The organism is Herbaspirillum sp. YR522, from assembly GCF_000282575.1.
GTDB lineage: Bacteria > Pseudomonadota > Gammaproteobacteria > Burkholderiales > Burkholderiaceae_D > Herbaspirillum.
Window position 1 is genome coordinate 22,328 of record NZ_AKJA01000116.1, and the last position, 26,874, is coordinate 49,201.

Below are 26,874 nucleotides of genomic sequence, written 5' to 3' on the forward strand. Positions count from 1 at the left end.
GCGGCTTACTCGGCCCAGACCACCATGCCACTGTAGGCCGTGACCAGCACGACGATACCGAAGACGATGCGGTACCACGCGAAAATCGTGAAATCGTGGGAGCTGATGTAACGCAGCAGCCAGCGTACGCAGAGGAAGGCCGACACGAAGGCGGCCACGGTGCCCACCGTGAACAAGGGTGCATCGGCGGCGCTGAGCAGCGCCCGGTCCTTGTAGAGCGAATAGATGGTCGCCGCGAACAGGGTCGGGATGGCCAGGAAGAACGAGAACTCGGTCGCCGCCTTGCGCGACAGGCCGAACATCATGCCGCCGATGATGGTGGCACCCGAGCGGCTGGTGCCGGGGATCAGCGCAAACGCCTGCGCAATGCCGACCTTGAGCGCGTCGAGCGGGGTCATGTCGTCGACCGTCTCGATGCGGGCCGAGGCCATGCTCATGCGGTCCTTGTTGCGGCGCTCGACCCACAGGATGATCAGGCCGCCGACGATGAAGGCGATCGCCACCGAGACCGGATTGAACAGCTGTTCCTTGATCCGGCGGCTGAACAGGAAGCCGAGGACGGCGGCCGGCAGGAAGGCGATGATCAGGTTGATCACCAGGCGCTGCGCCTTGCGGTCGGTAAACAGGCCGCCCAGTACGCCGGCGATGCGGGCTCGGTATTCCCAGCACACGGCAAGGATGGCACCAGCCTGGATGACGATCTCGAAGACGTCGACTTTTTCCTTGGGGAAAGCCGGGCCCGAGAATTCGAGCAGACTGCCGGCGAGAATGAGGTGACCGGTCGAGGAAATGGGGAGGAATTCCGTCAGGCCTTCGACGATGCCCATGATGAGCGCCTTGAGCGCGAGGATGGTGTCCATACGTGGCTAGTTGGCTTCTTTTGGAGGGTGGATGGGGGAATTACCAAGGTTGAGTCATGAAAACCGGCTCTTTGACCGCGGCACCGGATAAAGGTGCAGCGCAACAAAACGGCATTCTACCGGTTAGCCATTAAGATGTCGGTCTTTGCGTTGGAAATACCGGCGCAGCTACCGACCCCATGCCCCGAAAGGAAATCATGTCGACCATCACCATCTATCACAATCCCAAGTGCGGCACCTCGCGCAATGTATTGCAGGCATTACGCGATGGTGGCGTCGAACCGACCGTGATCGAATATCTCAAGACCCCACCCGACCGGGCTACGCTGGTCAAGCTGATCGGCGACATGGGGGTGCCGGTACGCGAGGCGATACGCAGCAAGGAAGCGATCTATACCGAACTGGGGCTGGATGACCCGGCCCTGGGCGATGACGAACTGATCGACCAGATGCTGTCTCATCCGATCCTGATCAACCGACCCATCGTGGTCACGCCCAAGGGAACATTGCTGGTGCGGCCCAAGGAGCGCCTGAGCGAAGTGTTTCCCTGATCGTGGCGCCTGGCTGGGATCCGGCGGCCAGGCGCGCCAGGGCCTAGGCGTGATCTTCTCCTGGACAACACCAGGCAGGCTGCGCTGGTATTTTCCTGGCCGGCAGTCCTTTAGCCTGGCGATCTGCTCAATCCGGCCTGGTCGCGTTTTCGAGCTGGAACAGCCATCGAATGGCCTGTTCTCGCGTGTCGCCGCACATTTCCTCGGACGCCTGCAAACCACCGCAGAACGATGGACGTTCGGGCTTGCCGAAGATCAGGCAACGATTGTCGGCGGCAAGTTGCACGCATCGCACGTTGGCGGGCTTGCCGTCGGGCATCCCTGGAATCGGGCTGGTGATGGACGGAGCGACGCAACAGGCGCCACAGTCGTCGCGGCATTTCATAACGCTTCCTTGACAAGACATGCTGCCGGCGGCGAGCGCATCGCTGCCGGAAATCCTTCGCATTGTACCGGCTGGCCGTCCAGGCGCGCTGGCCGGGACAGGCCCTTGGACAGGCTTCCTTCGACAGGCTTCCTTCGACAGGCTTCCTTCGACAGGCTCAGGACAGGCCCTTCGACAGGCTCAGGACAGGCTTCGATACAGCGCTGCGCGCTTTTGGCCCGAACGGTGTTCCTCAGGCACGACAAAACACAGCGCTACGCTCGATAGCCCGTGCGTCAAGACACCCACCATCAACGCTTTACACAGCCTTACAGGCGGAGCCTGACCGGCCTGCTTGACGTCCTCGTGTTTGGCACTTACATTGCTGACTCCCGGGTAACTTACTCGCATCGGACGCTGTCTTACGTCGATCAGCACGCCGCGTATGCCACCGAGTAAGTCCTGCCATTGCCCACCATGTCCGAAGCCCACAAAGAACCCCGCTGGGAACGTCGCAAGCAAGACCGTCCGCAGGAACTGCTGGCGGCGGCGCTGCAATTGTTCGTCGAGCGCGGCTTTGCGGCGACCCGGCTGGAAGACGTGGCCGCGCGCGCCGGGGTCTCCAAGGGTACGCTCTATCTATATTTCGACAGCAAGGAAAGCCTGTTCAAGTCGGTCGTGCGCAGCAACATGCTGCCGTTGCTCGACGAAGCCGAGGCCATGGTCGAGCGCCACGCCGGTTCCAGCGCCGAGCTGCTGCGCCAGTTGATCCTGCGCTGGTGGGATGCGGTGGCGCATTCGGGACTGAGCGGCATCACCAAGCTGATGATGGCCGAATCGGGTAACTTCCCCGAGCTGGCGCGCTTCTACCATGCAGAAATCATCATGCGCAGCGACGCCATGCTGGTGCGCATACTGCAAACCGGCATGGCCAGTGGCGAATTTCGCCAGGTCGATGCCGAATCGATGAAGAAGGTGATCATCGCGCCGGTGGTCATGCTGATGCTGTGGGACCAGTCGTTCGGGCCCTGTGCGATCTCCCCCATCGATCCGCATGCCTACCTGGCCAGCCTGGTCGACCTGTGCATCCATGGCTTGAAACAAACCCCTGCCGTCCAGGCGGACCACAATAAATAAGGTGCAGCGACGTCTGCACAAGAAACGAGACCCGATCGATGACGCTTGCCCTGTATAAACGCCGCTGGCTACGCTGGACCCTGCTGCTGGTGGTGCTGCTGGTTGCCGCCATGGTGATCATGAAAAAACGCGTGGCGGCGCCGGCGCCCAATGCCGAACGCGTCACCACCGCCGTGCCCAGCGCCATGGAATTCGTGCCCGACGACCTGTACCAGGTGCATGCGGGCGAACTGCGGCGGATCCTGCCGCTGTCGGGCGCGCTGCGTGCGCTGAACCAGGTCTCGGTCAAGGCGCGGGTGGCCGGCGAGGTGCAACAGGTGCTGGTGCGCGAAGGCGAGGCAGTGGCCGCCGGGCAGATACTGGCACGCATCGATCCGGTCGATTACCAGGCCCGCGTCGACCAGGCACGGGGCGCGCTGGTGGCGTCCCAGGGGCAGCTCGACATCGCCACCCAGACCCGCAACAACAACCAGGTGCTGCTCGACAAGGGGTTCATTTCACGCAATGCCTTCGACACCGCCTCCAGCCAGTTCGACATCGCCCGCGCCAACCTCGACAGCGCGCGCGGCGCACTGGAAGTGTCGCGCAAGGCGCTGGCCGACACCGTGGTGCGCTCGCCCATGAAGGGCCTGGTCAGCGCCCGCAACGTCCAGCCGGGCGAGAAGGTAGCGGTCGACGGCAAGCTGCTGGACGTGGTCGACCTGTCGCAGATGGAGCTGGAAGCGCCGGTGCCGACCAACGACATCCTCAAGGTGGGCATCGGCCAGGACGTACTGGTGTCGGTCGAAGGCCTGCCGCAGCAGGTGCGCGGCACGGTGGCGCGGATCAACCCGGCCACGCAGTCGGGCTCGCGCTCGATCATGGTGTATGTCCGGGTCGACAATCCCACCGGGATACTGCGCGCGGGCATGTTCGCCGACGCCCAGCTGACCCTGGAGCGAAAAGAACAGGTGCTCGCCGTGCCGGCCAGCGCGATCCAGGTCGAGGACGGCAATGCCTACCTGTACGCCATTGAAAACGGCATCCTGGCGCGGCGCCAGGTGGTGACCGGCCTGCGCGGGCGCGGCGCCGACGGCGACGCGGTCGAGATCAGCAGTGGCATCGCCGACGGCGCCCGGATCGTACGCGCCAACCTGGGCCTGTTGCGCGAAGGCACCGAGGTGCGCATCCAGCAGCGCGCCGCAGGCACCGCCTCGCGCCCCGCCCTCCCCGCGCAAGGACACTGACACCATGTGGTTCACCCGCATCTCGATCGGCAACCCGGTCCTGGCCACCATGATGATGCTGGCCTTCGTGGTACTGGGCCTGTTTTCGTACCAGCGCATGCGGGTCGACCAGTTCCCCGACATCACCTTCCCTATCGTGGTGGTGCAGACCACCTATCCCGGTGCCTCGCCGGAGAACGTCGAATCGGACGTGACTCGCAAGATCGAGGAATCGGTCAACACCATCAACGGTATCGACAGCCTCATCTCGCACTCCTATGAAGGCCTGTCGGTGGTGATCGTGCAATTCGACCTGACCGTCGATCCGGTGCAGGGCGCGCAGGACGTGCGCGAGAAGGTGGCGCTGGTGCGCGCGGCGTTCCGCAAGGAGGTCGACGAGCCGCGCATCACCCGCTTCGACCCGGCCGACCAGCCGATCTTCTCGATCTCGGTCACCAATGCGCCCGATGCGCGCCCGCGCACCTTGCGCGAACTGACCACCATCGCCGACCAGGTGATCAAGAAGCGCCTGGAGAACGTGCGTGGGGTGGGTTCGGTCACCCTGGTGGGCGGCGTCAAGCGCCAGGTCAACATCTACGTCAAGCCGGCCGAGATGGAGGCGCTGGGCATCGGCGTGAACCAGATCGTCGACGCCGTACGCAACGAGAACCAGGAACTGCCGACCGGGGCCATCCGCACCCGCGACGCCGAGCAGACGGTGCAGGTGCAGGGCCGGGTGCGTGCGCCCGAGGATTTCAAGCGCATCATCGTGGCACGCCGTGGCGGCCAGCCGGTGACGCTGGCACAGGTGGCCAACGTGGTCGATGGCCAGGAAGAACAGGAGACCCTGGCGCTGTACAACGGCCAGCGCACGCTGGCGCTGGACATCCTCAAGGCGCAGGGACAGAACACCATCGATGTCGCCGATGGCCTCAAGAAGGCGATGGCCGAGTTGCAACCCAGCATGCAGAAACTGTATCCGGGCGTGACCCTGCAAGTGGTCAAGGACGGTTCGCGCCAGATCCGCACCGGGGTCGAGAATGTGCGCCGCACCCTGCTCGAGGGTGCGCTGCTGACCATCGTGATCGTGTTCCTGTTCCTCAATTCCTGGCGCTCCACGGTAATTACCGGGCTGACCCTGCCGGTGGCGCTGATCGGCACCTTCCTGTTCATGTACATGTTCGGCTTCACCATCAACATGATCACGCTGATGGCGCTGTCGCTGTGCGTGGGCCTGCTGATCGACGACGCCATCGTGGTACGCGAGAACATCGTGCGCCACGCCGGCATGACCGTGCACGGCAAGTTCAAGTCGCACCGCGCCGCGGCCCTCGAAGGCACCCAGGAGATCGGCCTGGCGGTGCTGGCCACCACCTTCTCGATCGTGGCGGTGTTCCTGCCGGTGGGGTTCATGGGCGGCATCATCGGCCGCTTCTTCCACCAATTCGGCATCACCGTGGCCGCGGCAGTGCTGATCTCGATGTTCGTGTCGTTCACGCTGGACCCGATGCTGTCGTCGATCTGGCCCGACCCCGATGCCCATGGCCCGCAGCGCCGCGCCGGCTGGTACGACCGCAGCATCGGACGCGTGCTGCGCCGCTTCGAACGCCTGGTGCACTGGTTGTCGGCGCGCTACCAGCTGCTGCTCGGCTGGTCGCTGCGGCACCGGCTGCTGACGCTGGCCATTGCCGTGGCCAGCTTCGTCGGTGGCCTGGCGCTGCCGGCGTCGGGCCTGATCGGCTCCGAATTCGTGCCCCAGGCCGATTATTCCGAGACCGGCGTGACCTTCTTCACCCCGGTCGGATCGTCCCTGGAGCTGACCGAGAGCAAGGTCCACCAGGTCGAGGCGGTACTGCGCGCGTTTCCCGAGATCACCGACATCTACAGCACCGTCAATACCGGCAATGCCCAGGGCAAGAACTACGCCACCGTGTTCATGCGCCTGAAGCCGCGCAGCCAGCGCACGCTGACCACCGGCCAGATGGCGCCGCTATTGCGCGAGCGGCTGTCGCGGGTGGCCGGCATCAGCGTGACGCATGTGGGCGCGCTCGATGGCGTGGGCGGCGACAACAAGCAGATCCGCTTCAGCCTGCTGGGCCCCGACCTGCAACAGCTGGCGCGCCTGTCGGCCCAGGTCGAGGCCCAGTTGCGGCAGATTCCCGGGGTGGTCGACCTGGACTCGAGCCTGAAGGCGCAAAAACCGATCTTCTCGGTCGAGCCCCGACGCGACATCGGCTCGGACCTGGGCATCGGCGTGGCGCAACTGGGCAATGCACTCTCGCCGCTCCTGGCTGGCGAGGCCGCCAGCAGCTGGCGCGCCCCCGACGACGAGAACTATGACGTCAACGTGCGCCTGGCGCCGGATGATCGCAACACCGTCGCTGGCCTGTCGCGCCTGATGCTGGCCAGCACCCTGACCAACAGCGACGGCACCCCGCGCATGGTGCCGTTGCGCCAGGTGGCCGAGGTCAGGCAGGCGCTGGGCGCCAACCAGATCAACCGGCGCGACCTGAACCGCGAAGTGGAACTGTCGGCCAACGCCCAGGGCCGCTCGGCCGGCCAGATCAACACCCAGATAAAGACCATGCTCGACGGCATGCACTGGCCGCCCGGCTACCGCTACCAGATCGGCGGCTCGACCAAGAGCATGAACGAATCGTTCGGCTATGCGGTGGGGGCGCTGGCGCTGGCGATCGTCTTCATCTACATGATCCTGGCCTCGCAGTTCGCCAGCTTTTTGCAGCCGATGGCGATCATGTCGTCGCTGCCGCTGACGCTGATCGGGGTGTTCCTGGCGCTGATGATGTTCCGCTCGACCCTGAACATGTTTTCCATCATCGGCTTCATCATGCTCATGGGCCTGGTGACCAAGAACGCCATCCTGCTGGTCGACTTCGCCAACCAGGCGCGCCGCGATGGCATGGAGCGCGGCGCCGCATTGCTGGAAGCGGCCCACGTACGGCTGCGACCGATCCTGATGACCACCTTGGCGATGGTGTTCGGCATGGTGCCGCTGGCCTTCGGGGTCTCGGAAGGCTCCGAGCAGCGCGCGCCGATGGGACAGGCGGTCATCGGCGGCATCATCACCTCGTCGCTGCTCACGCTGGTGGTGGTACCGGTGGTCTATACCTACCTCGACGACCTGGGCGCCTGGGTCAGGCGCAGGTGGTCCAGTGGCGCCCGGGTGCAGGATGAGGCACGCCATGCCGACTGAGAAAAAATTGCACCGGATCAATGAAAGCCGGCAAAAGGGGCCGTTCTACCGCGCTTTTCCGCGTGTACATGCGCGCTCTGATGAGGCTGGGTTTGATAAAATGGCGGCTTTTCCGTCGCTATTGAGCCCACTGCCATGAATATCGAACAAGCCCGCTTCAACATGATCGAGCAGCAAATCCGCCCCTGGAACGTGCTGGCCCAAGACGTCCTGGACCTGCTGACCGTGGTCAAGCGTGAAGAATTCGTCCCCGGCGCTTATCGCAACCTGGCCTTCTTCGATACCGAGATCCCGCTGCCCGGCGGCGAAGTGATGCTCGAACCCAAGATCGAGGCACGCATCCTGCAGGAAGCCAACGTCAAGAAACACGAATACGTGCTCGAGATCGGCGCCGGTTCGGGCTACATGGCGGCATTGTTGGCACACAAGGCGCGTCACGTCACTACGGTTGAAATCTCGCCGGAATTGAAGAGCCTGGCCGAACGGAATTTGGCAGACTACGGCGTCGCCAACGTCGATGTACAGCTGGGCAACGGCGCGCAAGGCTGGAGCGTGGACGGCAAGGCCGGTGAATACGACGTGATCGTCATCTCCGGCTCGCTGCCCTTCCTGCCCGAGGCGTTTGCCAAGCAACTCAAGCTCGGCGGCCGCTTGCTGGCCATCGTCGGCACCGATCCAGTCATGCAGCTGCAACTGGTCACCCGCACGTCGGAACAGACGTTCGAGACCGTCAATGTGGTCGACACGCTGGCCAAACCACTGCACGCGGCGACCACGCCGTCCCACTTCACTTTCTAGGAAATTCGCATGGAGCACATCACCGCCCCGGACCTGGCCGCCTGGATCGCCGATCCAGACCGCCCTTCCCCCCTGCTGCTGGATGTGCGCGAACCCTGGGAACATCAGACCTGCAACATCGAGGGATCGCAACTGATCCCGATGAACACCATCCCGGGGCGCTTCTCGGAGCTCGACGAAGACCAGGCCATAGTGTGCATCTGCCACCATGGCGCTCGCAGCATGCAGGTGGCGGCGTTCCTCGAACGCCAGGGTTTTACCCAGGTCATCAACCTGACCGGCGGCGTGCATGCCTGGGCGACCCAGGTCGACCCGGCCATGCCGACCTACTGACGGTCTGACGGGTGCCGCCCGGCGGCCCCGTCCCTTTCCGGCACATCGTCCGATGGCCGGCTGCCTGATGTCCGACCTGCGCCCTGCGCGTGGGCGCTGTCATTGCGTTCTGTCGCGGCTCCCGCCGTGCCCCGGAGATTTGCCCATGTCCCGATTTCTCAGCGCCGCACTGGCGCTTGGCGCCATTGCCCTGCAGGCCCCGGCGGGCGCCGCCGACCTGCTGCAGGTCTATCAGCAGGCGCTGTCCAACGATGCCGTCTACACCAGCGCCCGTCATGCGCTCACCGCCGGCCGCGAGCGCGAGGTGCAGGGCCGCGCGGGCCTGCTGCCGACGATCGGCATCGGCGGCAGCTACACCCGTTCCGACCAGAATTTCGACAGCAGCAACAACAACTATGCACTGCAGTTGACCCAGCCGCTGTTTCGGCTGGCCAACTGGGAAACCTACCAGCAGGGCAAGCTGTCGGCCGCATCCAGCGAAGCGCAATTCGCCCAGGCCAGGCAAGACCTGATCCTGCGCGTCGGACAAGCCTATTTCGACGTCCTGGCGGCGCAGGACGCGCTGTCGTTCATCGGCGCCCAGAAGGTCGCCATCGCCGAGCAACTGGCCTCGGCCAAGCGCAATTTCGAGATCGGCACCTCGACCATCACCGACACCAATGAAGCCCAGGCGCGCTACGACCTGGCCGGCGCCCAGGAGATATCGGCCCAGAACGACCTCGAAGTGGCACTCTCGAAATTGCAGCAGATCGTCGGCGACGCGCCGACCCCGCTGGCGGTATTGCGCAGCGATGTCAGGCTGTCGCCGCCACAGCCGGCCCGCATCGACGACTGGATCAGCGGCGCCCAGCAGGACAACTTCAACGTCGTGGCGCAGCAGCTGGCGCTCGAGATCGCCCAGAGCGAGATCAAGCGCAACCGCGCCGGCCACGCGCCGACCGTGGACCTGCAGGTGGCACGCGGCTTCAGCGACCAGACCAGCGTGCGCTCTTCCTATCTCAATGCGCGTGGCTACAGCAACTCGGTGGGGGTGCAATGGAATATCCCGCTGTTCGCCGGCTTTGCCACCAGCAGCCGGGTCGACGAAGCGGTGGCGCTGGCCGAGCGCGCCCGTTCCGACCTCGACAATGCGCGCCGTACGGCGGTATTGAGTGCGCGCCAGGCGTTCCTGGGCGTGGCCAACGGCCTGTCGCAGATCAAGGCCTATGAAGCGGCCGAAGTATCGAGCCAGTCTTCGCTCGACTCCAACAAGCTGGGCTACCAGGTGGGGGTACGGATCAACATCGATGTGCTCAACGCCCAGCAGCAGCTGTATTCGACCCGGCGCGACCTGGCGCGGGCACGCTACGACACGCTGATCAATGGCCTCAAGCTCAAGGCCGCCGCCGGCGTGCTGCAGGAGGCCGACCTGGAGCAGGTCAACCGGCTGTTGACGGCGCCGGCCCAGTAAGCTGCATCGATGGCGCCGACAGCGCGTACTGGGCCGCCGCCAGGATGCGTTCGCCATCCTCGACCAGGTCGAAGCTCTCCGGCGAGAAGAACCAGTCGGTCAACAGGCCGCTGAAGGCCGCGTGCATCATCAGGCAGGCCCGGCGCACGTCGAGCGTCGCCGGCAACTGGCCGCGCGCGATGGCATTGCTGAGGATCTGCTCGATGCGCAGCATGCCATCCACATGGCATTCACGCTGGCGCACCAGGATGGGGTCGTCATGGTCGGCGAATTCGCACTTGTTGAAGATGATGTCGAACACCTTGCGGCAGCGCTCGTCGGTGGCCGCCATGGTCAGCACATAGACGCCGCTGCGCAGGAACTGCCCCAGCGGATCGATGACATGGGCGCCAGCGCTTTCTTCCAGCACCGCCTCCATCGGCAAGCGCACCCGTTCGCACATGGCGTCGAACAGGTCGCCCTTGTTCTTGAAATGCCAGTAGATGGCGCCGCGCGTGACATCGGCCGCCTTGGCCACATCGGCCAACGAGGTGTGCGACACGCCACGCTCGTGGAATACCCGTTCGGCCGCATCGAGGATGCGGGCACGGGTCTCGAGCGCTTCTTCCTTGGTCGAGCGGGCCATGTCAGCCGGGTCCGGCGGATTTGTCGTTGCCCATCACGGCAGCGTTGCAAAGCGTATTCATCGTCCTGCTCCGAAGTAATCGAACCACGACGATCTTGCGCCCGGCGGCAACGATACGCCGCATTGCACAAAAAAAGCCGTGGTAATAATCCTGTCATACCTGCGCGGGTACCATAGGTGCGCCACCGCACATCCTGCCGCCGCCGAAACGGCGGCCAAGCTCTTCAATGAAGCCCGCATGCGACCAAATGCCGCGGGAAGATTGCTCGCTTTAAGCGACTTCATCGCCCCGCGTTCCGGCCATGTTCACCGAATGCAAGGAATCGCTCATATTTCGCTACGCCAAATTCGACAAGTTTGTTAAATTAATGTGGTGTTCCACAGAAATACATACATACACGAATGTATGTATAATAACATCCGCTTCAAGGTCCTGCCGTCGCTTTACCGCAAAAAATTCCATGCCTGTTCCGCGCGAAAGGCAGGGGCTTTTTTGCTTTGCAACATCCGCTATACCATAGCCCACCGCCACGCGGACGGCCTTGCATCACCCGTAATCAATCGTAAGACCGGATTCGTTTCAATGCCGCTGTCGCGGCCTCACTTTACTTTCGTGCGAGATATCTATGAGCTCTGTCAGTCGTTTCACGCGCCTTTCCATGACCGTCGCCGTTGCAGCGGCGCTTGTTGCATGCGGCGAAAAACCAGCAGCCCAAGGCGGCGCCATGCCGCCAGCGGAAGTGTCGGTGGTCACCGTCGCCCCGCAGCAGCTGGCCATCACCAATGAACTGCCAGGTCGCCTGGAAGCGTACCGCGTGGCGCAGGTGCGGGCGCGGGTGGCCGGCATCGTGCAAAAGCGCGTCTTCAAGGAAGGCAGCGACGTCAAGGAAGGCCAGGTACTGTTCAAGATCGACCCGGCCCAGTTCAAGGCTTCGTATGACAGCGCCCAGGCCACCCTCGCACGCGCCCAGGCCAACCTGACCCAGGCCACGCTGAAGGCCCAGCGCTACAAGCCGCTGGTCGAGGTCAATGCCGTGTCCAAGCAGGAATACGACGACGCCGTGGCCGCCCAGAAGCAGGCCGAGGCCGATGTTGCCTCGGGCAAGGCATCGGTGCAGACCGCCGGACTCAGCCTGGGTTACGCCACCGTCACCTCGCCCATCACCGGCCGGATCGGCCGTGCGCTGGTGACCGAGGGCGCGCTGGTGGGCCAGGGCGATGCCACCCAGCTGGCGCTGGTGCAGCAGCTCGATCCGATCTACGTCAACCTGACCCAGTCCAGCGCCGACCTGCTCAAGCTGCAGCAGGCCATGGCCAACGGCCAGTTGAAGAGCGTGGGCGAGAACAAGGCCAGCGTCACCCTGATGCTGGAAAACGGCCAGGCCTATCCGCTGCCGGGCAAGCTGCTGTTCTCGGACATGTCGGTCGACGAAAGCACCGGTTCGGTGTCGCTGCGCGCTGAGTTCCCCAACCCCAAGCGGGTGCTGCTGCCAGGCATGTATGTGCGTACCAAGCTGGAGCAAGCGGTCGACGAGCAGGCCCTGGTGGTACCACAACAGGCCGTCAGCCGCGACCTCAATGGTTCGTCCGTGATGGTGGTGGGCGCCGACAACAAGGTGGCAGCGCGTCCGGTCAAGACTGGCGCCTCGCGCGGCAACCAGTGGCAGATCATCGATGGCTTGAAGGAAGGCGACCGCGTGATCGTCGAGGGCCTGCAGAAGGTCAAGCCGGGCGCGACCGTCAAGCCGGTGCAGTGGACTCCAGCGGGTGCTCCCGCCGGCCAGGCCGCACCGCAGGGTGCCAATGGCGCCCAACCGAAAGCTAACTAAGAGGTTGCCAGATGGGAAAGTTTTTCATTGATCGCCCCGTATTTGCGTGGGTGTTGGCCATCTTCATCATGTTGGCCGGGGTATTGGCGATCACCGGCTTGCCGGTGGCCCAGTATCCCAGTATTGCGCCGCCGACCATCGTATTGACGGCGACCTATCCGGGCGCGACCGCCCAGACCCTGGACGATTCGGTGACCAGCCTGATCGAACAGGAAATGAACGGCGCCGACGGCTTGCAATACATGGAATCGCAAAGCCAGGCCAACGGCCAGGTGCAGATCACCGTCACCTTCTCGCCCGAGACCAATCCCGACCTGGCGGCGGTGGACGTGCAGAACCGCCTCAAGCGGGTCGAGGCGCGGCTGCCGGCAGCGGTGACGCAACAGGGCGTGCAGGTGGTCAAGTCGCGCAGCAACTACCTGCTGTTCATCGGCCTGTCGTCGACCGACGGCAAGCTCGACCAGGTGGCGCTGGGCGATTACCTCTCGCGCAACGTGCTCAACGAAGTCAAGCGCGTACCGGGCGTGGGCCAGGCACAGCTGTTCGGCACCGAGCGCGCCATGCGCATCTGGATCGACCCCAACCGCCTGATCGGCCTGTCGATGACGCCGGCCGACGTCACTGCGGCCATCACGGCCCAGAATGCCCTGGTGGCCGGTGGCACGCTGGGCGCGCTGCCCAGCCCCGGCTCGCAGCAACTGGCCGCCACCGTGGTGGTGAACGGCCAGCTGACCACGCCCGAGCAGTTCGGCGACATCATCCTGCGCGCCAATGCCAACGGCTCGACCGTGCGCCTGCGCGATGTAGCGCGCATCGAAGTCGGTGGCCAGACCTATGACACATCGGGTCGCCTGGACGGCAAGCCCAGCGCCTTCATCGGCGTGCAGCTCTCGCCCACCGCCAATGCGCTGGGTACCGCCACGGCCGTACACAAGAAGATGGAAGAGCTGGCCAGGTATTTCCCGGCCGGCGTGAAGTACACCATCCCCTACGACACATCCAAGTTCGTCAAGATCTCGATCGAGGAAGTGGTCAAGACCCTGATCGAAGCCATCGTGCTGGTGTTCCTGGTGATGTACCTGTTCTTGCAGAACATCCGCTACACCATCATCCCCACGGTGGTGGTGCCGGTGGCGCTGCTGGGTACCTTCGCCACGCTGCTGCTGTTCGGCTTCTCCATCAACGTGCTGACCATGTTCGGCATGGTGCTGGCCATCGGTATCCTGGTCGATGATGCGATCGTGGTAGTGGAAAACGTCGAGCGCATCATGAGCGAGGAAGGACTCTCACCGGCCGACGCTACCCGCAAGGCGATGGGCCAGATCAGCGGCGCGCTGATCGGCATCACGCTGGTGCTGATCGCGGTGTTCATCCCCATGGCGTTCTTCGGCGGCGCCGTGGGCGCGATCTATCGCCAGTTCTCGCTATCGATGGTGGCCTCGATGGTGTTCTCGGTCCTGATGGCCTTCACCCTCACGCCGGCCCTGTGCGCGACCATCCTCAAGCCGGTCGAGAAGGGTCATCACCACGAAAAGGGCGGCTTCTTCGGCTGGTTCAACCGCAAGTTCAACACCACCGCCTCGGGCTACCAGGGCTTCATCGGCAAGATGCTGGCCAAGGCCGGACGCTACATGATCCTGTATGTGCTGATCGTGGGCGGCGTGGCGCTGCTGTACACGCGCCTGCCGGCATCGTTCCTGCCCAACGAAGACCAGGGCTACATCATCACCAACATCCAGTTGCCGCCGGGCGCAAGCACGGCACGCACGGTCGAGGTGGTCAAGCAGGTGGAAAACTATTACCTGAAGAACCCGGCGGTGGAACATGCGATCGGCATTCTCGGCTTCTCGTTCTCGGGTAACGGCCAGAACGCCGCGCTGGTGTTTACCCCGTTGAAGGACTGGGCCGAGCGCAACAAGTCACAATCGGCCGATGCCATCGCCGGCCAGGCCTTTGGCGCCTTTGCCGGCATCAAGGATGCGATCGTGTTCCCGCTGAACCCGCCGCCGATCCCCGAACTGGGTAACGCCACCGGCTTTACCTTCCGCCTGCAGGATCGCGCCGGCCTGGGCCACGATGCATTGGTCAAGGCACGCAACCAGATCCTGGGCATGGCGGCCCAGAGCAAGGTGCTCGCAGGTGTGCGTCCGGAAGGCCTGGAAGATGCGCCGCAGCTGCAGCTCGATATCGATCGCGACCGCGCCAATGCATTGGGCGTGCCGTTCTCGACCATCAACAGCGTGCTGTCGACGGCATTGGGTTCGTCCTACGTGAACGACTTCCCGAACCAGGGACGCCAGCAGCGGGTGATCGTCCAGGCCGACGCCCAGCGCCGCCTGAACCCGGAAGACCTGACCAGCCTGTACGCCCGCAACTCCTCCAATGCGATGGTACCGTTCTCGGCCTTCGTCACCGCCAAGTGGATCAACGGCCCGGTGCAGTTGATCCGCTACAACGGCTATCCGGCCATGAAGATCGCCGGCGGCGCAGCACCTGGCCGCAGCACCGGTGAGGCCATGGCCGAGCTGGAATCGTTCGTGGCCAAGCTGCCGGAGGGCTTCGGCTTCGAATGGACCGGCCAGTCGCTGGAGGAAAAGACCTCGGGCAACCAGGCGCCGGCGCTGTATGCGCTGTCGCTGGTGGCGGTGTTCCTGGTGCTGGCGGCCTTGTACGAAAGCACTTCGATCCCGCTGGCGGTGATGCTGGTGGTGCCGCTGGGGATTCTCGGCGCGCTGCTGGGCGTGACCCTGCGCGGCATGCCCAACGACGTATACTTCAAGGTGGGCATGATCGCGGTGGTGGGCCTGTCGGCCAAGAACGCGATCCTGATCATCGAGTTCGCCAAGGACCTGCAGGCCCAGGGCAAGGGTTTGATCGAAGCCACCCTGGAAGCGGTGCACCTGCGCTTCCGCCCGATCATCATGACCTCGCTGGCGTTCATCCTGGGCGTGCTGCCATTGGCCATCGCCAGTGGCGCGGGCTCGGCCAGCCAACGCGCCATCGGTACCGGCGTGATGGGCGGCATGATCACCGCGACAGTGCTGGCCGTGTTCTTCGTGCCGGTGTTCTTCGTGGTGGTGCGCAAGCTGTTCAAGGGTAGCGAGCGTCAAAGGAAGTTCGACGCCGAACACTCCCCAAAGATTAATTCGGAGAATAACAATGGCTAAACTGTCGATGCCACGACTGACGCAGCTGTGCGCAGTGCTGGCGGTCGCCGGCGTGCTGGGCGGCTGCTCGCTGGCCCCCACCTATGAACGGCCGCAGGCACCGGTGGAATCGGCCTACCCGGCTACCGCCGAAGGCCGTGCCGAACTGGATGCGGTCAACCTGGGCTGGCGCCAGTTCTTCCCGGACCAGCGCCTGCAATCCCTGATTGCGGCTGCCCTCGAAAACAACCGTGACCTGCGCACTGCGGCACTCAATATCGAGGAAGCGCGGGCCCAGTACCAGATCGCCCGCGCCGACCTGTTGCCCACGCTCAACGCCACCGGCTCGGCGGCACGGAGCCGCACGGCCGCATCGCAATCGCTGACCGGCCAGCCCTACGTGAGCAACAGCTACCAGGTAGGCCTGGCGGTACCGGCCTACGAACTGGACTTCTTCGGCCGCGTGCGCAGCCTCAAGGATGCCGCGCTGGCCAGCTACCTGGCCACGGAAGAAGCGCGCAAGTCGGCGCAGATCAGCCTGGTGGCCCAGGTGGCGCAAGCCTACCTGAGCGAGCGTTCGTACGCCGAGCAGTTGTTGCTGGCCGAAGAGACGCTCAAGTCGCGCGAGTCCGATATCCAGTTGGCGCAAAAGCGCTTCGACGTCGGCGCCACCTCGGCGCTGGACTTCCGCCTGACGCAGACCCTGGTCGAATCGGCCCGGGTGGCGCGCGCCCAGCTGCAACGCCAGCGCGCCCAGGCCGACAATGCGCTGACGCTGCTGGTGGGCCGCAAGGTCAACGACCTGCCGGCCACGCAATTGCTGTCGGACGAGAAGATCGTCACCGACATCCCGGCCGGCCTGCCATCGGACCTGCTGATCAACCGTCCCGACATCCGTTCGGCCGAGCAGAGCCTGCTGGCCGCCAATGCCAACATCGGTGCGGCGCGGGCAGCGTTCTTCCCGAGCATTTCGCTCACCGGCAGCCTGGGCAGCGCCAGCCGTACGCTGGGCGGGCTGTTCGAGTCGGGTTCGGGTGCATGGTCGTTCGGGCCGCAGCTGTCGCTGCCGATCTTCGACTTCGGCCGCAACAGCGCCAACCTGGACCTGGCCGAAGTGCGCAAGAACAAGGCCATCGTGACCTACGAAAAGACCATCCAGACCGCATTCCGCGAAGTGGCCGATGCGTTGGTCGCCCGCGGCAGCCTGGATGAGCAGGTCACGGCGCAAGAGGCGTTCCTGAACTCGCAGCAGGAACGACTGAAACTGACCGACCTGCGCTTCAAGAACGGCATCGCCTCGTCGCTGGACCAGCTCGACGCCCAGCGCGACCTGTTCTCGGCCCAGCAGGCGCTGATCCAGGCGCGGCAGTTGCGCCTGAACAATGCGATCGACCTGTACAAGGCGCTGGGGGGCGGGTTGAATGAGAATTCGGTCGCCCGGCAGTAAATATCAGCATGCCTGATCCAAAACACCCCGGCCTTGCAGCCGGGGTGTTTTCTTTGATGGCCGCCCGCCGTCTTGCCCTGCCAGCGACGGCATGCGTTTATCATTAGGGTTTGGCGGGCAATGCGGCCTGGCCAAGTTGGCCGGTGGTGCCGCGCGCGTCACCGGCAATCGGAAGAGTATTAGAACCAGTCCATGAAGATCCTGCTCACAGGCAGCAACGGCCAGCTTGGCAGCGAATTGCGGCTCGCCCTGGCGCCGCTGGGGACGATTTTGCCTCTTGATCGTAGTCATTGCGATCTGCGTGAGACCGACACCGTGCGCTCGCTGGTGCGTGACGTGCATCCTGATATCATCGTCAATGCGGCCGCGTTTACCGCGGTGGACGCCGCTCAGAGCGATCACTCCACGGCCTTTGCCGTCAACGCGACCGCCCCTGGCATCCTTGGCGAAGAGGCAGCCAGGATCGGAGCGCTCGTGGTGCATTATTCCACCGACTATGTGTTCGACGGTAGCGGCGATGGCTTTCGCAGCGAGGACGCGCCAACGGCACCATTGAATGCCTACGGCGCCAGCAAGCTGGCAGGCGAACGCAATCTGGCGCAAGCATGTCCGGACCACCTCATTTTTCGCACGAGCTGGGTATTCGGCCTTCAAGGCAGCAATTTTCTGAAGACGATGCTGAGCATGGCAAGCCAACGTGAGCGCATCAACATAGTGGACGACCAGATCGGCGCTCCTACCTCCGCCGCGCTGATTGCCGACATGACGGCGCGCGGCATCGCCGCCGCCCGCGCAGCCACCATGGCGCCGGGCTGTTACCACCTGGCGGCTGCAGGACAGACCAGCTGGTACGCCTACGCCTGCCATGTCATCGCCAAGGCACGTGCCAGCAATTGGCCGGTAAGACTGGCGGCCGACGGCATCGTGCCGGTGTGCTCGGACGACTATCCCAGCGCGGCGCGACGCCCGCTCAATTCGCGCCTCGACACCCGAAAATTGCGGCATGCCTTGGGCCTCGAACTGGAACACTGGCGCGATGGTGTCGACCGCGTAATGAACCGACTTATCTGAAAACATCCCATGTCGACCGTAACCGGTTTTACCTCGCAGGAGAACGCATCATGATCGTCAGGCAAACCCGACTGCCAGGCGTACTGTTGCTTGAGCCAGCGATATTCCAGGACGAGCGCGGTTTTTTCTATGAACGCTTCAACCGCAAGCAATTCATGGCACTCACCGGTGTCGATTGCGACTTCGTGCAAGACAACCACTCCTTGAGCCGCCAGCATGTATTGCGGGGCCTGCATTATCAGGTGGCACCCCATGCGCAAGGCAAACTGGTCGAAGTGGTCCATGGGGAAGTATTCGACGTGGTGGTGGATATCCGACCTGGTTCGCCCACCTGCGGACAATGGAGCGGCACGATCCTCAACGCGAAGGAGCATCGCCAACTCTGGATTCCTCCCGGGCTGGCACACGGATTCCTGACCCTTTCCCAGAGCGCCGAGCTGCTCTACAAGACCACCGACTATTGGTCGCCCGAACACGAGCGCACGATTCGGTGGGACGATCCGGTGCTGGCCATCGACTGGCCCCTGACAGCACCGCCCATCATTTCAGCGAAAGATAAGCAAGCAATGTCATATCAGGGCCTGTCATGAGCAATCCCTCCATCCGCGTCCTGGTCACCGGCGCTTCCGGCTTTGTCGGCGGTGCCCTGTGCGCTCACCTGCGCAGCCATCCGAACATGCGGGTCCGTGCCGCCGTGCGGACCGCCACTCATCAGGTCCTCGGCACGGATGACCCGGCACAGGTGCTGGTAAGTGCACTCGATGCCGGCACCGACTGGACCGATGCACTCGATGGCATCGATGTCGTCGTGCATTGCGCTGCCCGTGTCCACGTCATGAAGGAAAGCGTGCGCGACCCCATGGCCGAATTCCGCCGGGTGAATGTGGAGGGGACGCTGCAATTGGCACGCCAGGCGCAGGCAGCGGGGGTCAAGCGCTTCGTGCTGGTCAGCTCGATCAAGGTCAACGGCGAATCCACGCTGCCAGGAAGGCCGTTCCTGGCCGATGACCTGCCGCATCCGGCCGATCCCTATGGACTTTCCAAGCTGGAGGCCGAGCAAGGGCTGCTGCGACTGGCGAAGGACGATGCAATGGAAGTGGTGATCGTGCGACCGGTACTTGTCTATGGGCCGGGGGTGAAGGCCAATTTCCTTGCCATGATGCGTTGGCTCGATCGCGGCATTCCTGTTCCGCTGGGTGCCATCGTGCACAATCGCCGCAGTATGGTAGCCATCGCCAACCTGGTCGATCTGCTGACCACTTGCATGGTCCACCCCGCGGCCGCCGGACAGGTTTTCCTGGCCGCAGACGGCGAAGACCTGTCTACGACCGAATTGCTCAGGCGGGTCGCCAAAGCGTTGGATAGACCTGCGCGATTGTTGCCGCTACCGTACACCTGGCTGGAGGCAGCGGCAAGAATGCTCGGCAGGCCGGGCGTGGCACAGCGCCTCTGCGGTTCCTTGCAGGCCGATATCACCAAGAACCGCACAGTGCTAGGGTGGTCACCAACGATATCGGTCGACGCCGCGCTGGCCAGGACTGCTGCCCATTACCGACGCGACACCTGATCCATCAATGGTGCCAGCAGCGCCATCGTGCGCATGGTAGCGCCCTGGTGCCGGTACGCAAAAGAGGCCGCGGCCGCGGCCCGGCGCGCATATTCGTCGGGATCCGCCGCCAATGCCGACCAAGCGCCCAACATTTGCTCAGCGTCGCCGACCCGCGCTGCCGCCACGGCGGCAATGGCGTCGTGCGTGATGTGCGCGAAATTAAACGTGTGCGGCCCGATCAATACCGGCTTGCCCAGCGCCAGGGCCTCGATCAGGTTCTGGCCGCCCAGCGGCAACAGGCTGCCGCCGATGAACGCTACGTCACACAGGGCATAGTAGGCGAACATCTCCCCCATCGAATCGCCCAACAACACGTCGGCGTCGCCCACATCCTGCGTCATGGTCGAACGGCGCCGCAGCGACCAGCCCTGCCCCTGGATGAGCGAAGCCACCTCGTCGAAACGCTGTGGATGGCGGGGCACGATGACAGTGAGCCAATCCGGCCGTCCGAACTTGCCAAGGGCCTCCAGGATCAATGCTTCCTCACCCTCGCGGGTACTGGCGCACAGCAGCACAGGACGCTCGCCCAACGCCCGTTTCCATGCCCGGCCGCGCTCGACCACGTCAGTCGGGGGCTGTACATCGAACTTCAGGCTGCCGGTCACTGCGACGTGATTAGCGCCGAACTGCCTCAGGCGACGCTCATCGTCGTCCGACTGTGCCCCCACGCAATCGATCATTTCGGCTGCCGGACGCAGCAAGCTGGAAAATCGTTTCCCTCGTCGCAAGGAACGTTCGGACAGACGTGCGTTGGCCACCATCACCGGCACGTCAAATCGCTTGCACTGCGCAATCAGATTGGGCCAGACCTCGGTCTCCATCAGTATGCAGACATCCGGTTCGAAATGGCGCAAGAAGCGCGCGCACATCCAGCCAGTGTCATAGGGGAGAAAGCTCTGCACCACCCGTCTGCCATGCTTGGCGAACACCTGGGTACCGGTGGCGCGACCGGTGGCGGTCATGCAGGTCAACAGGACCGAGTGTTGCCGATAGCGATGCAACAAGGCGTCGATCAACGGCTCTGCCGCACGGGTCTCCCCTACCGAAACCGCATGTACCCAGATCAATGGCGGCTGCGCCCCACGTGGCCCGTAAAACCCCAGGCGCTGGCCGATGTGCTGGCGGTAGCCCGGCTCCTTGCGGCCGCGGCGCCACAGGCGCAGCAGTACCAGCGGCATGGCGAACCACCACAAGGCAGAGTAGAGCAGGCGCATCGTCAAACCAGCCGATGGCCTGCCAGGCGCGTCAGGATCGCCAGCGGGCTGGCCGAAGGGTCGTATTGCCTTTCAGGGGGCAGGTGCAGGGTCTGTTCCAGCATGTACTGGCCCGACATCACCGCGTGCGATGCCTGGTCCGAAAAACAGACCCATGCCGAGCCGGCGGCAAATGGCATGGTGACCTGCTCGGCATCCTGCTGGTATTGCAGGTCGCCCTTCATGCCATCATGCAATTGCAGCATCAGGTGGTCGTATTCGCTACGCAGGGACTTGGTCACGCGCAACGTCTTGAGCAGGCTGGCCTGCCAACGCACGTAAGGCTTGGCGCGCGGCATGAAGCGCCGCGCCACGGTTTCGAACGGTTCCCCCACGCGCCATACCCGTGGCACGCCTTCCGGATTGACGTTGGTGAATACGCGCAGGATGCGCTCGCCGTAATTGGGCCGCGACGGAAAGGCATCGACATGCATGCGCCGATCATCGGCCCGCCACGACTGGTTGCGCGTCTCGACCTGCATCGGCCGATAGCTGGTGGGCGCCACTCGCAACGCCGGGCGATATTGCGGCAGCAGCGAATGCACCAGCGACAGCGCCTGCTCACGGAAACGTCCGATCATCAAGGCCAGCGCCAGTTGCTGGTCGGTACCCGCGGCGGCTCCCTTCAGATGTCCACGCACATCGAGACTGATGTTGCGCGACTTGGGATCACGAATGGCGGGCGTGAGGAAGGCGCGCTCGGCATCCTGCAGCTCGAACGCCAGGCGGGGGAAATACAGCACCTTGCCCGCTTCGAGCGCGGCGATCCATTCCGGATTGGGGACGGCGACCTGCCATTCGGTCAAGTCGATATCGATAATTTGCGATTCCATGCCGGTATTATGCCCGCTTGCGCTGGCGCGTGTCGCTGCCAGGATCCGTAAAAAAAACGTAAAACGCCCGCTCGCGGCGGTTTTACGCCTGCCGTTTGACTTGCCTCAAGCGCTACCCGTGGCCCGGTCCAGCAGGCGCGCGACTGCGGCCTGGACTTCGTCCACCTGGGGCGCCAGGCCGGTGTCGCCCAGGTTGATCACGGCGTCAGACCAGTTGCCCTCGGTCTTCCAGCGCGGCGAATCGCAGTACAGTTCGACCGTTGGCCGGCCATAGGCGGCGGCGATATGGGTCAGTCCGGTATCGAGCCCGACCACCAGCCGTGCCTGGCGCACCAGGCTGACCGCTTCCATCAAGGGCAACGCCGGTAACAGCTGGGCCCCGGGAATGGCTGAAGCCAGGGCCTGCGCCGCCTGCCGCTCACGGGCACTGCCCCAGGGCAGCAGCACCGGCAGTCCACGCAACGCCAGTGCCTGGCCCAATGCGATCCAGTGCGCCTGCGGCCACTGCTTGGCCGCACGTGCGGTGCCATGGAAAAACACGACATAAGGTTGCGCTGGCATCCATGCCAGCGCGGCGGCCGGCGGCGCCTGCAATGCAAAGTCAGGTGCATCGTCGAGCGCGTAGCCCAGCGCACCTGCGGCCACCAGCCGCGCCCGCTGTACCGCATGGGTATGCAACCCGACCTTGATGCTCTGGTCGTGGAAGACGCGCGACAACGGCTCGTAGCCCGAGCCTTCGGTGGCGTTGGCCAGGCCGACCCGCCGCCCGCCGGGCGCCAGGCGCGCCATGCGCATCACGATGCTGGTCTTGAGCAAGCCCTGGGTATCGAGCACCAGGTCGTAGGCCTGGTCGCGCAACTGGCGACGAAACGCCCCGATCTCGGCCCGGGTGGCGGCCGACCAGAAGGTCTTGCGCCAGCGCCGCAGCGCAATCGGGATGATCGTGCCGACATGGCCGTTGAGCCTGACCAGGTCGGTATAGGCTTCTTCCACCACCCAATCGATGCGGGCGTGAGGAAAGTGACGGCGGATGTCCGCGACCATCGGCATGTTATGGACGACGTCGCCAAGCGACGAGACACGGACGATGAGGATATTCAAGGCTGGCCCAGTGAGACTTCGATGGGCCAGCATCTTACCCGATCAGAAGGGCAATGCCACGTCCGGTCGTGCCGCCAGGATCACCTTGCGGAATTCGCCCTGGATACGCGCCAGCGCTTCGGCGGTCTCGGCCTCGAAGCGCAGCACCACCACCGGGGTGGTATTGGACGAACGTGCCAGGCCGAAGCCGTCGGCATACTCCACCCGCAAGCCATCGATGGTGATGATCTCTTGCGCCCCTTCGAACCTGGCATCGCTCTGCAGCTTGCCGATCAGCGCGAAATTCTCGCCTTCTTGCAGCTGCAGCTGCAACTCGGGGGTGCTCACCGACTGCGGCAGGGCATTGAGCAACGCCGATGGGTCGGCCTCGCGCGCCAGCAGCTCGAGCATCCGTACGCCGGCATACAGGCCATCGTCGAAGCCGAACCAGCGATCCTTGAAGAAGATATGGCCGCTCATCTCGCCGCCCAGCGGGGCACCGGTCTCGCGCAACTTGGCCTTGACCAGCGAATGCCCGGTCTTCCACATCAGCGGCTGGCCGCCACGCTCGGTGATCCACGGTGCCAGGTGGCGCGTGCACTTGACGTCGTAGAGGATCTCGCGCCCCGGGTGGCGCGTGAGCACATCGGCGGCAAACAGCATCAACTGGCGGTCCGGATAGATGATCTGGCCGTTCTTGGTCACCAGGCCCAGGCGGTCACCGTCACCATCGAACGCCAAGCCCAGTTCGTTATCGGTGTCCTGCAGGCAACGGATCAGGTCCTGCAGGTTTTCCGGATGGGCCGGATCGGGATGGTGGTTGGGGAAGGTGCCGTCGACTTCGCAGAACAGCTCGGTGACTTCGCAGCCCATTGCCCGATAGATCTCTGCGGCGAATGCACCGGCCACGCCGTTGCCGCAATCGACGGCGATCTTCATCGGCCGCGCCAGCTTGACGTCGCTGAGCATGCGCTTGATGTACGCATCCTTGATGTCATGCGTGCCGTAGCTGCCGTTGCCCTGAGGAAATTCGTTTTTCACGATGGCGTGGTAGAGCGCCTGGATGGTTTCGCCGTGAATCGCCTCGCCGGCCAGCACCATCTTGAAGCCGTTGTAGTCGGGTGGATTATGGCTGCCGGTAACCATGATGCCCGACTGTGTCTCCAGCACGTTGGTGCCGAAGTACACCATCGGCGTGGCCACCATGCCCAGGTCGATGACATCGATGCCCACCGACTGCAGGCCCTTGGCCAGTTGCGCCGCCAGTTCGGGGCCGGACAAGCGGCCATCGCGGCCGATGACGACCTTGCCCTGGCCCTTGGCCAGGGCCGCCGCGCCGAAGGCCTGGCCGATCTGGTAGGCGACCTTGCCGTCCAGGGTCTTACCGATGATGCCGCGGATGTCGTAGGCTTTGAAGATTGAGTTCGAGAGCAGGCTCATGGTCTTTTTTGAAGTGATTGAATCGACAAGGTAAGTTTATTTTTCTACAACCATCGGGCCCGGACCGGCGGCACCGAGCGCCACGGCGGTATCGATCCAGTCCACGATGTCTGCCGCAGGCAGATATCCCGTCACCAGTTGAGTGAGCAACGTACGTATTGCGACGACATCGTTCTTTTCCACGATCCATGCCAGTTGATCAAGGCACTTCTGGAGTTCTGGCCAGGACAGGAATTGCTCATTGGCGCACATGATGCGTGGATGAGCGGTGACTTTGGCGTTTTCTTCGATCAACAATTCCTCAAATAGTTTTTCACCCGGACGCAAGCCGGTCACCTGGATCTCTATATCGCCGTCGGGGCGGTCTTGGTCACGCACCGTCAGACCCGACAATTCCACCATCCGCCGGGCCAGGTCCAGGATACGCACAGGCTGCCCCATGTCCAGCAGGAACACGTCTCCCCCTTCTGCCATGGCGCCGGCCTGAATCACAAGCTGCGCGGCCTCGGGAATGGTCATGAAGTAGCGCGTCACCTCGAGGTCGGTCAGCGTAATGGGGCCACCATTCTTGATCTGCTGGCGGAACAGGGGAACCACCGAGCCGGACGAGTCGAGCACGTTGCCGAAACGCACCATGGAGAAACGGGTGGGCAAATGCCCCTCGCCCGTGGCCGGCCGACCGCCTGAAAACGCCGGTGATGGACTCGACGCCAATGCCTGCAGGATCATCTCGGCCAGCCGCTTGGTAGCGCCCATGACATTGGTGGGGCGCACCGCCTTGTCGGTACTGATCAGGACCATGTCCTGCACGCCGGATTCGAGAGCTGCCCTGGCCACGTTGAGGGTACCGAAGACATTGTTGCGGATGCCTTCGGCCGGGTTGTGTTCCACCAGGGGTACATGCTTGTAGGCGGCCGCATGGTAGATCGTGCGCGGGCGCCAGTTACGGCATATCTGGGCCAGGCGGGCGAAGTCCTTGACGCTGCCCAGCAGCGGTATCAGCCTTACTTCCAGGCCTTGTTCGGCCACCCTTTCCTGCAGGTCGCGGTGAATCGCATACAGGCTGTATTCGTTATGATCCAGCAGCAACAGGCAGGATGGCCGCGCCGGCAGGATCTGGCGACACAGCTCGCTGCCGATGCTGCCGCCAGCGCCCGTGACCAGCACCACCTTATCCAGGATGTTGCGGCTGATCAGCGCCAGATTGGGAGGCACCGGATCGCGTCCCAGCAGGTCGACGATATCGAGCTCGTGGATGTCCGACATCCTGACCTTGCCGCGCGCAAGGTCGGTCAGGTCGGGCAGGGAACTGACGTGGACATGGAAGTGCCGCAACGCATCGAGGATCTCGTTGCGACGCGTACGTGTCACGGTGGGCAGCGCCATGAGCACATCGGTCACGCCGAACAGCTGGATCACGGTGCCGACGTCCCTGGCCGGATAGACCTTCAGACCGTTGATCAGCTTGCCATGCATCTCGGCGTTGTCGTCGAGAAATCCGATGATCGTGAATTGCCTGCGTTGTTGGAGCACGTCGGCGATCTGGGCACCGGCGGCGCCGGCCCCATAGATGAGCATGCGAGAATCGGACTGGTACTTGCGTTCACCATCGGTCTGGCTCAGCCAAAGGCGGGCGAAGGCGCGACTGCCGCCAATCATCGAAAACAGCAGCAGCGGCTGCAGTACCCCAAGCGAACGTGGTACGCCAGGAAGGGCCAGCCATACCAGGAACAGGAACAGCATCAGGCCATAGACCGCCACGGCCTTGGCGATGGAAACGATGGCGGCAATGCCTGTGTAGCGGAACACGGCTCGATACAGGCCGAAGCGCACGAAGATGGGCATCATCAACAACGGCGCGACCTGATAGACATGCCATTGGTAGCCCTCGGGGAAATGCAGCGTATCGAGCCGGATGGAAAAGGCGGTCCAGGTGGCGACCAGGCAGATCACCAGGTCGACCGCGATGACGATGCCCTGCTTGATCCGGCGTGGCAGGTGAATGATTTGGCGTCGCATAGTTATTTAATGGGATACACCGCTGCGCATGACGACCTTCTTCACGGTCTGGAGGAGGATATAAAGATCGAATCCGAATGACATGCGCTGCAAATACTGCTCATCGTACCGGACCTTGAGCGCAATGGGGAGCTCGTCGCGCCCGTTGATCTGTGCCCACCCTGTCACGCCCGGCACCAGCCGGTGCACGCCAGCGGCGGTACGCAGCTCGATCAGGTCGGCCTGGTTGAACAGGGCCGGCCGAGGACCAACCAGGCTCATATGCCCGACGAGGACGCTCCAGAGCTGGGGAATCTCGTCCAGGCTGGTCTTGCGCAGGAAGCCTCCGATCGGGCTCAGGTGCGAGCGGGCATCGGCCAGCAGGTGCGTGGCCACCGCCGGGGCGCCCACGCGCATGGTGCGGAACTTGGGCATATCGAACAGCTGGTTGTCCTTTCCCACCCGACTGGACCAATAGATGGCCGGCCCCGGGGAAGTCAATCGGATGCAGATCGCGATGATCGCGCCGGGAACGGCAAACACCGCCATTCCCATCAGCGCACAGAGAATGTCCAGACCTCGCTTCATGTCAATTACCTGTCAAATCAGAGAAAACGAATCACAAAACGCA

22 protein-coding genes are annotated in these 26,874 nt (G+C 63.7%); 13 read left to right on the forward strand and 9 right to left on the reverse strand.

All coding sequences use genetic code 11. The features are described 5' to 3' along the window. Window positions 1-5 precede the first annotated feature (5 nt). Entirely contained in the window at window positions 6-860 is an 855-nt protein-coding gene (locus tag PMI40_RS15815) for an undecaprenyl-diphosphate phosphatase (RefSeq protein ID WP_008117306.1), read from the reverse strand. A gap of 197 nt (window positions 861-1,057) precedes the next feature. Between PMI40_RS15815 and arsC the strand changes: the two genes are divergently transcribed. Continuing rightward, window positions 1,058-1,411, forward strand: coding sequence for an arsenate reductase (glutaredoxin) (gene arsC, locus PMI40_RS15820; protein WP_008117308.1), 354 nt, complete (start codon window positions 1,058-1,060; stop codon window positions 1,409-1,411). Between the two features lie 127 nt (window positions 1,412-1,538). On the opposite strand, the gene PMI40_RS15825 is transcribed toward arsC, so the two are convergent. Further along, window positions 1,539-1,796: a YkgJ family cysteine cluster protein gene (locus tag PMI40_RS15825; protein WP_008117309.1), complete on the reverse strand. Its 258-nt coding sequence runs from the start codon at window positions 1,794-1,796 to the stop codon at window positions 1,539-1,541. Between the two features lie 456 nt (window positions 1,797-2,252). On the opposite strand from PMI40_RS15825, the gene PMI40_RS15830 reads away from it, so the two are divergent. The 6 genes from PMI40_RS15830 to PMI40_RS15855 all read left to right on the forward strand — a co-directional run bounded on the left by PMI40_RS15830 (window position 2,253) and on the right by PMI40_RS15855 (window position 9,912). Then, entirely contained in the window at window positions 2,253-2,912 is a 660-nt protein-coding gene (locus tag PMI40_RS15830; RefSeq protein ID WP_008117312.1) for a TetR/AcrR family transcriptional regulator, read from the forward strand. Between the two features lie 38 nt (window positions 2,913-2,950). After that, window positions 2,951-4,138: an efflux RND transporter periplasmic adaptor subunit gene (locus PMI40_RS15835; RefSeq protein WP_008117313.1), complete on the forward strand. Its 1,188-nt coding sequence runs from the start codon at window positions 2,951-2,953 to the stop codon at window positions 4,136-4,138. A gap of 4 nt (window positions 4,139-4,142) precedes the next feature. Further along, complete coding sequence (locus PMI40_RS15840) at window positions 4,143-7,331, forward strand: efflux RND transporter permease subunit (RefSeq protein WP_008117315.1); 3,189 nt, start codon at window positions 4,143-4,145, stop codon at window positions 7,329-7,331. A gap of 135 nt (window positions 7,332-7,466) precedes the next feature. Beyond that, window positions 7,467-8,129 (forward strand): protein-L-isoaspartate O-methyltransferase, encoded by a 663-nt coding sequence (locus PMI40_RS15845; RefSeq protein ID WP_008117317.1) that lies wholly within the window; start codon window positions 7,467-7,469, stop codon window positions 8,127-8,129. Window positions 8,130-8,138: 9 nt separating this feature from the next. Beyond that, complete coding sequence (locus PMI40_RS15850; protein WP_008117319.1) at window positions 8,139-8,462, forward strand: rhodanese-like domain-containing protein; 324 nt, start codon at window positions 8,139-8,141, stop codon at window positions 8,460-8,462. A gap of 145 nt (window positions 8,463-8,607) precedes the next feature. Further along, a complete protein-coding gene (locus PMI40_RS15855) occupies window positions 8,608-9,912 on the forward strand; it encodes a TolC family outer membrane protein (RefSeq protein ID WP_008117321.1) in 1,305 nt (434 codons plus the stop codon). On the opposite strand, the gene PMI40_RS15860 is transcribed toward PMI40_RS15855, so the two are convergent. Continuing rightward, on the reverse strand, window positions 9,881-10,537 hold the full coding sequence (locus PMI40_RS15860) for a TetR family transcriptional regulator (RefSeq protein WP_008117323.1): 657 nt from the start codon (window positions 10,535-10,537) through the stop codon (window positions 9,881-9,883). The genes PMI40_RS15855 and PMI40_RS15860 overlap by 32 nt on opposite strands. Window positions 10,538-11,163: 626 nt before the next feature. On the opposite strand from PMI40_RS15860, the gene PMI40_RS15865 reads away from it, so the two are divergent. The 6 genes from PMI40_RS15865 (at window position 11,164) to PMI40_RS15890 (ending at window position 19,597) form a co-directional block, all read left to right on the forward strand. Then, on the forward strand, window positions 11,164-12,366 hold the full coding sequence (locus PMI40_RS15865) for an efflux RND transporter periplasmic adaptor subunit (RefSeq protein WP_040502179.1): 1,203 nt from the start codon (window positions 11,164-11,166) through the stop codon (window positions 12,364-12,366). A gap of 11 nt (window positions 12,367-12,377) precedes the next feature. After that, window positions 12,378-15,533, forward strand: a complete 3,156-nt coding sequence (locus PMI40_RS15870; protein WP_008117329.1) for an efflux RND transporter permease subunit — start codon at window positions 12,378-12,380, stop codon at window positions 15,531-15,533. Further along, a complete protein-coding gene (locus PMI40_RS15875) occupies window positions 15,526-16,959 on the forward strand; it encodes an efflux transporter outer membrane subunit (RefSeq protein WP_008117331.1) in 1,434 nt (477 codons plus the stop codon). The genes PMI40_RS15870 and PMI40_RS15875 overlap by 8 nt, the downstream gene beginning before the upstream one ends. A 192-nt stretch (window positions 16,960-17,151) precedes the next feature. Next, entirely contained in the window at window positions 17,152-18,030 is an 879-nt protein-coding gene (rfbD, locus tag PMI40_RS15880; RefSeq protein WP_008117333.1) for a dTDP-4-dehydrorhamnose reductase, read from the forward strand. A 50-nt stretch (window positions 18,031-18,080) separates the two neighbouring features. Beyond that, window positions 18,081-18,620 (forward strand): dTDP-4-dehydrorhamnose 3,5-epimerase, encoded by a 540-nt coding sequence (rfbC, locus tag PMI40_RS15885; RefSeq protein ID WP_008117335.1) that lies wholly within the window; start codon window positions 18,081-18,083, stop codon window positions 18,618-18,620. Next, window positions 18,617-19,597 carry an SDR family oxidoreductase gene (locus PMI40_RS15890; RefSeq protein WP_008117337.1) on the forward strand — a complete coding sequence of 327 codons (981 nt, stop codon included), beginning with the start codon at window positions 18,617-18,619 and terminating at the stop codon, window positions 19,595-19,597. The genes rfbC and PMI40_RS15890 overlap by 4 nt, the downstream gene beginning before the upstream one ends. Here the strand turns inward: PMI40_RS15890 and waaA are convergent. The 6 genes from waaA to PMI40_RS15920 form a co-directional block, all read right to left on the reverse strand. Beyond that, window positions 19,579-20,853 carry a lipid IV(A) 3-deoxy-D-manno-octulosonic acid transferase gene (gene waaA, locus PMI40_RS15895; protein WP_008117339.1) on the reverse strand — a complete coding sequence of 425 codons (1,275 nt, stop codon included), beginning with the start codon at window positions 20,851-20,853 and terminating at the stop codon, window positions 19,579-19,581. The two genes, PMI40_RS15890 and waaA, sit on opposite strands and share 19 nt — an antisense overlap. Window positions 20,854-20,855: 2 nt before the next feature. Beyond that, a complete protein-coding gene (locus PMI40_RS15900) occupies window positions 20,856-21,725 on the reverse strand; it encodes a Kdo hydroxylase family protein (protein WP_008117341.1) in 870 nt (289 codons plus the stop codon). Window positions 21,726-21,830: 105 nt separating this feature from the next. Beyond that, window positions 21,831-22,826: a lipopolysaccharide heptosyltransferase I gene (waaC, locus tag PMI40_RS15905; RefSeq protein WP_040502181.1), complete on the reverse strand. Its 996-nt coding sequence runs from the start codon at window positions 22,824-22,826 to the stop codon at window positions 21,831-21,833. A 42-nt stretch (window positions 22,827-22,868) separates the two neighbouring features. Next, a complete protein-coding gene (locus tag PMI40_RS15910; RefSeq protein WP_008117345.1) occupies window positions 22,869-24,245 on the reverse strand; it encodes a phosphomannomutase/phosphoglucomutase in 1,377 nt (458 codons plus the stop codon). Between the two features lie 36 nt (window positions 24,246-24,281). Then, window positions 24,282-26,264, reverse strand: a complete 1,983-nt coding sequence (locus PMI40_RS15915) for a nucleoside-diphosphate sugar epimerase/dehydratase (protein WP_008117346.1) — start codon at window positions 26,262-26,264, stop codon at window positions 24,282-24,284. Window positions 26,265-26,270: 6 nt separating this feature from the next. Then, on the reverse strand, window positions 26,271-26,831 hold the full coding sequence (locus PMI40_RS15920; RefSeq protein ID WP_008117347.1) for a sugar transferase: 561 nt from the start codon (window positions 26,829-26,831) through the stop codon (window positions 26,271-26,273). Between the last annotated feature and the right edge of the window lie 43 nt (window positions 26,832-26,874).